A 6,618-nucleotide genomic window follows, 5' to 3' on the forward strand; every position below is an offset into this window, starting at 1 on the left:
TGCAAAGACCAGTCGCATTTTCAAACTGGGTAACAACTGACCCATTAAAACATCCCAATGAACCATACAAAAATGAGGACTTGGTAACAGTTAATGTGGAACATGTTAAATACCATAATACTTTTAAGGCAGGTATGTTTGCATCTTATCATGTGTACCCTTATTACCCAGATACCTTCAGTCTTCAGACTAATTATGTTAAATTCAAAGGTACGGATGGAAAACCAGATCCTTATTTAGCTTATTTAGAGGAGATTAAAAAATTTCATACTATGCCTGTTTTAATATCGGAATTTGGTATTCCAGCTTCAAGGGGTAAAGCACATGAAAACAAAGTAACGGGATTTAATCAGGGATTTGTAGATGAGAAAGCTCAAGGGAATATGTTAGTGAAAATGATGAATGATATACATTTCGCTGGTCTTGCTGGAGGATTAGATTTTTCGTGGCAAGATGAATGGTTTAAGAGAACATGGAACAATAATGATCTTGACTTGCCAGATTCTAGACCATTCTGGCTTAATGCACAGACAAATGAACAACATTTTGGTCTTTTAGCACTTGATCCAGGAAATAAGAAAAGCATCTGTTATATTGATGGTATTTATGATGATTGGGTCAATGATAAACCACTAGTTACAAGTGATAATACTAAACTTTATGTCAAAAGTGACGAAGCGTATGTATATTTAATGATAGATGATAAAAATTATGATTTTAAAAATGACACTTTATTGATACCCATAGACACAATAAATGGGCAGGGTAATAAAAAATTCCTTCCTTATAAGACAACGTTTAGCAGCGGTGCAGATTTCGTAATTAAGATTCATGGAAAAAATGATTCACACATCCTAGTAGATTCATACTATGACAATTATTATTTTAGATATGGTGTTTTAACAAGTCTAATAAAAACACAACCATCTTATGAAATTAAAAATACAGGAAGATTCAACCATATAATGCTAAATCTTAATAAAGAATTTGTTGTACCAAAGCTAGGGACTACTATTCCTTTTACTGGTTATGAGACTGGATTACTTAAATATGGCAATGCAAATCCAAAGGATACTGATTTTAATTCGCTTAGTGATTTTAATTATAATAATGGGAAAATCGAAATAAGAATTCCGTGGCAACTACTTAATGTTATGGATCCATCTGGGAAATATGTGATTGATGATATGTATGCACAAGGAAAAATATCACCGTTAAAAGTGGATGGGTTTAAATTTGGAGTAGAAAACATGAAAAATGGTGGATCTGCGAATTTAACAATGAGTGAATATGATTGGAAACCATGGGAAAAGCCTACGTATCATGAAAGATTAAAACCTTCATATTACATCTTACAAAAGGCATTACAAAAATTAAAATAAAAACTTTTCGATCAAATAATAAATAGTAAATGAGGAATGAATATGGGAATAAGACATATTAAGATTAAAATATTAATTTTTGTATCATTATTTTTAGCATTATTGACACCTTTTATATTGTGGAGGATTATGCCAAAGAAGAATCTTCAAATAGTTGTATTAAATAAAACTTTTCCTATTCTATCGTCATCAAAGGGTAAAATAACCGGATTAGATTATAGCAAACAAAGTGGACTATTTTGGGCCATGGATCACCTTAGAATAAAAAATCCAGATACTAATAAATTGTATAATACGACTAAAGATTATTATGGAAATTTTGTTGTTGATGGAAAACTTTCAAATAAACCTCTAAGTAAATTAATAAAAGTGCCAGACGTAATTTATATTTCAGATACCTATGGAACAGGTGACTCTAAAATCAATGGTAAAGAAGCAAAGGGTATTTCGGGCCTTACTAAAGATGAAGTTGGCTTAATTGCAACATCGGCCGCTAAAGGAACAACTATTATTGGGGAATATAATATAGCAAAAGAGCCTACAAAGGCAAGTGTGTCGAATGAACTTTCTGATATATTTGGAGTTAACTTTACTGGCTGGGCAGGCAAGTTTTTTACTGATTTGTCATCTACTCATGATGTTCCAAATTGGATTAAAACAATATATGAATCACAATACGGTAAAAAGTGGGACATAACTGGCGCAGGAATAGTAATAGCGGGGAATAATAGAATTATAATTCTTAAACAGGGAAAAGACTTTAAAGGAAAATCAATAAACTTTTCAATGACCAGCGGCAAAGGGTTTAATCTAAAAACTATTAATTATTATAACTGGTTTGAAATTGTAAAACCAAAAGACGATAAATCAGTTATTGCTTGGTATGATTTGAATTTGACAGCTGACGGAGCAAAACAAATGAAATTATTTGGACTAGGAGAGAAATTTGCTGCAATTATCATGAATAAATCTAGTGTTAAAAAAACATATTACTTTGCTGGTGATTTTTGTGACTATAGGGAAACTGTAAAAGCATATTCATTTTTAGGTGCAGCAAATTTATATAAAATGTTCAGCATTGATAGTGAAGGCGATAATTCATATTTTTATTGGAATTTTTATCAACCGTTTATGTCAAAGGTATTAAAAGAACTTAAACCATTGGACAAAAATATTGTTTTTAAGTCTAACGAAGGGATTACTAAAGATGGTACGAATCTTGCGTCAAAGGTTTCTTCTAAGTATATGTCTGTTTATCAAAATGGAGTTTGGAATAAGATGTACGTGAAAGGAGTGGATATAGGAACTTCCATGCCAGGTATTGCTAAAGGAAAATTTCCAAGCGATAACATAGTATATTCGTCGTGGCTCCAAAAGATAGGAAAGATGAATGTTAACTGCATAAGAGTTTATACACTTATGCCTTGTGGATTTTATCGTGCACTTGATATTTATAATTCTCTTAATCCAGATAAGAAGTTATATTTGTTTCAAAATATATCGGTAAAGGATCAGAAAAAGGATCAAAATTTTATTAGTAAAGATTATAAAAAAGCTTACCAAAAGGCTACGCAGGATACTATTAATGCTATTCATGGAAAAACATCAGTTAAAATAAATGATGGACAAGATTCAGATTTATATATTAATGATGTTTCAGGGTACGTACTTGGATATTTAGCAGATCCAGGCTTAAACACAACTAATGTGATAGCAACTAATAAAGCCAATCCACTATATAAATATAAAGGAGAATATGTTTCATCTGGAATTAATTCTAATCCGACAGAATCATGGCTAGCATCCATTAGTGATGAAATATATAAATATGAGCAAAAGGTGTACAAGATGCAACATCCAGTGGCAATTACAATGATACCGGAACTTGATGTTCTTCATCACGATAAGGCAGGGGTTAACAGGATTGATGACTTGGCTACAATTGATATTAATAATATTAACATTTCAAGCAAGGTTAAGTGTGGATTCTTTGGTGCTTATAACATTTTCCCTGATCATCCAGGGTTTATGGCGGGGGAAACAGGTAAGGTTAAACCTGGATATACTTTCTACAAACAATACATGGACAAGTTTATGAAAACTCAAAAAAAATATCCTGTTTTAGTAAGTGAATTTGGTATTCCTACAAATATGGGGGCAGCTCGAATAAAAGGACTTGGATACGCAAAGGGTGAAAATAGTGAGGTTATACAAGGACAAGGAATAGCAACTATGATGAATATAATAAAAAACAGCGGCTGTATGGGTGGTCTTATTTATGAATGGGCTGACGAATGGGGGAGCAGTGGGCCTAGCACAGCGTCTTTAATGATACCGTCTGAGAGAAGTAATTTATGGCATAACATGATTGAACCTGCTCAGAATTATGGGATTTTAGCTTTAGAATCACCAGTTCCCAAAGACTATTCTACAACGATCAAGGCAGTAAAACCCTTACAATCAATAGCATATACAGCAGATGAATCTTACCTGTATATAAAATCAAGTTTTGACAAATTACCTGATTTTAATAAAAAAAGTTTGTTGATTTATTTGGATACTATTGATAAAAGGAAGGGAGAACATATGCTAACACCTAATAAAAATGAAAATTGGTCAGGTGTTGAGTATGAAATTAACATACAAAATAAAAATAAGGCCAATCTATTGGTAACACCAACTTATAATACAAGTAAAGGATCTTATTATACTAGTTTGACAACTACTAGTATTTTTGAAAATGAATCCACTTTGGTGCAAGGGAACTTTGATGATAACATTAATAATTTTTATTTTGAGGGTACTAGGCTTTATATAAGAATCCCATGGACACAATTAAACGTTACAGATCCATCTAGCCTACTAGTATTAGATGACAAGAAAAATAAAGGGACAGTTAATGTGATAGATAAGTTAAGAGTGAGAACAACTGAAGGTATAGTGGGGTCTGTTATTATTAAGGATAAAATAACGAAAAAGATAGATTATCATTTCCCAAAAAACATTTATGATTCAGGAAATAGAGCATTTACTTGGAGCACTTGGGAAAAGCCAAATTATGTTTCACGTAATAAAAAAAGCTATGATATTATAAAAACAATCCTTGCACCTTAACTTAAGGTAAGGAGCATAATTAATGATTTGTTATAAAAATACAGATAGAAAGGGGAATAAATATGGATAAAACAGCATCGTATTTATTGATTATTTCAGCAGGATTATTGGTGATTTATAGTGCTTTAATTATTTATGTGTGGTTTTTTAGATACTTCAGTGATTTAACAACTAATAAAGAAAAAGGGAACTTAGAGAGGATGTTTTCAAGAATTTTAAAAGTTACAAATAATGAAACAGTTAATTTTGGAAACATAAAAGAAGTTCAAGAACTTACGTCATTTGTTAAAGGGAGTGGTTCAAGAAAAGAATCATTAATTAATATAATCATTAATTATGAGGATGATTTTATTGAAACTAATCATCCTTTATTAATGAATTTATGTGAAGTAACAGAAATTAAATCATACTTAATAAAGAGGCTTACTTCAAAAAGTTCTTTTAAAAAATCATTAGCTTGTCGTCAGCTGGGTATTTTAAAACTTGAAAATACTGCGAAATATATTCGTAAACTTAGTTATTGTAAAGATAAGGATGTCAGATATAATGTATTTCTAACTCTTGCAAAACTTGGTAACTTAGAAGGGATAGTGGACATATTAACAAAAGACTATGAAGATGTACACTTATCTCACCGGGCGGTTATTGAGATAATTTCATCTTTTACTGGATCAAAACAAGAGTTGTTTCAAAAAACTTTACCACTTAGTGATGATTATGTCAGAGGAGTTTTAATAAAAGCTGCTGCCCAATATAAAATTGAAGGACTTAGAGATTATTATATTAAATATTTAAAGAGTGAGGATAAGAATCTTAGAATAGCATGCATTAGAGCTTTGTGTGATCTTAAAAATTCTAATAATGAAGAGTATATAATAAATATGCTTTACGATAAGCAGTGGGAAGTAAGAGCAGCAGCTGCAAAAAGTCTCCAAACAATTGGTACGAGTAGTAGCTTTGTTGCACTTGCAAAAACTGCTGGCGATAGTGAATGGTGGGTAAGACATAACGCTGCATGTACTCTTATTTTACTCAATGGTGGAAAAGAATATGCGACAAATATAATAAATTCCAAGGATAAATACGCAAAAGAAGCCGTTGAAAATGCTATAGAAATGATATCATAATCAAAATTTAGTCTAAAACTAAGGAAGGTGGGATGTATAAATGTATATACTTAGAATGTTTATTATATCTTTTAGTGTGTTTTGCATTATATATACAATCGCAATAAATATTTTTTATAATGTGCAAATGGGTATTTCATTTTTAGATATATTAGGTTATATGAAAAAGATGAAAGCTTCTGATTACAAAAGATATAGTGAATCAAAAAACATGATTCCAATATCTATAATTGTACCTGCTTATAATGAAGAAAAAACTATTGTTGATAATATTAAATCTTTACTTTCGTTAAACTATTTGGAATACGAAATTATTATTGTAAATGATGGTTCAAAGGATGATACAAAAGAGAAAATAATAAAAGAATTTAATCTTAAGAAGGTAAATCAACCTGTAAAAAACAGTTTGAAGACTAAGGAAGTTTTAGGAATTTACCGTAATACAAACTATGAAAACTTAATACTTGTAGATAAATTAAATGGAGGAAAAGCGGATGCACTTAATGCCGGCATAAATATATCAAAATATCCTATTTTTGCATCTATAGATGCGGACTCTATACTAGAAAAAGATTCTCTTATTAAGCTTACAATGTCATTTGTTGAAAAACCGGAAACAATAGCAGTAGGTGGAATTGTAAGGATTGCAAATGGGTCTATAATTAAAAACGGGGAACTTATCAGAATGAATATCCCTAAAAGCAAAATTGCAATATTTCAGATTGTTGAATATCTTCGTGCTTTCCTTACTGGACGTGCAAGCCTTAGTAAATTACACTCTATCTTGATTATTTCTGGTGCATTTGGAGCTTTTAATAAAAAAGCTGTTATTAATTGTGGGGGGTACAAGGTTAATATAATTGGTGAGGATATGGAGATAATTGTAAGACTTCATAAAACAATGAAAGACCAAAAGAAGAAGTATAATATTGAATTTTTGGCAGAACCAATATGTTGGACTCAAGCGCCTGAATCCTTTAAGGATTTAAGAACTC

General features: G+C 31.0%; 3 protein-coding genes and 1 pseudogene. All 4 read left to right on the forward strand.

Translation table 11 applies throughout. The annotated features are described in order from the left end of the window. Window positions 1-1,382: pseudogene (locus tag Q0649_RS20345) on the forward strand (family 2 glycosyl transferase); the annotation flags it as partial. 42 nt (window positions 1,383-1,424) lie between these two features. Continuing rightward, on the forward strand, window positions 1,425-4,496 hold the full coding sequence (locus Q0649_RS20350) for a hypothetical protein (RefSeq protein ID WP_298846156.1): 3,072 nt from the start codon (window positions 1,425-1,427) through the stop codon (window positions 4,494-4,496). 62 nt (window positions 4,497-4,558) lie between these two features. Then, complete coding sequence (locus Q0649_RS20355; protein ID WP_298846159.1) at window positions 4,559-5,623, forward strand: HEAT repeat domain-containing protein; 1,065 nt, start codon at window positions 4,559-4,561, stop codon at window positions 5,621-5,623. Between the two features lie 40 nt (window positions 5,624-5,663). Next, a partial coding sequence (locus Q0649_RS20360) for a glycosyltransferase family 2 protein (RefSeq protein WP_298846162.1) occupies window positions 5,664-6,618 on the forward strand: 955 nt, incomplete at its 3' end.

It is taken from the genome of uncultured Clostridium sp. (assembly GCF_937920395.1).
Lineage (GTDB): Bacteria > Bacillota > Clostridia > Clostridiales > Clostridiaceae > Clostridium_AD.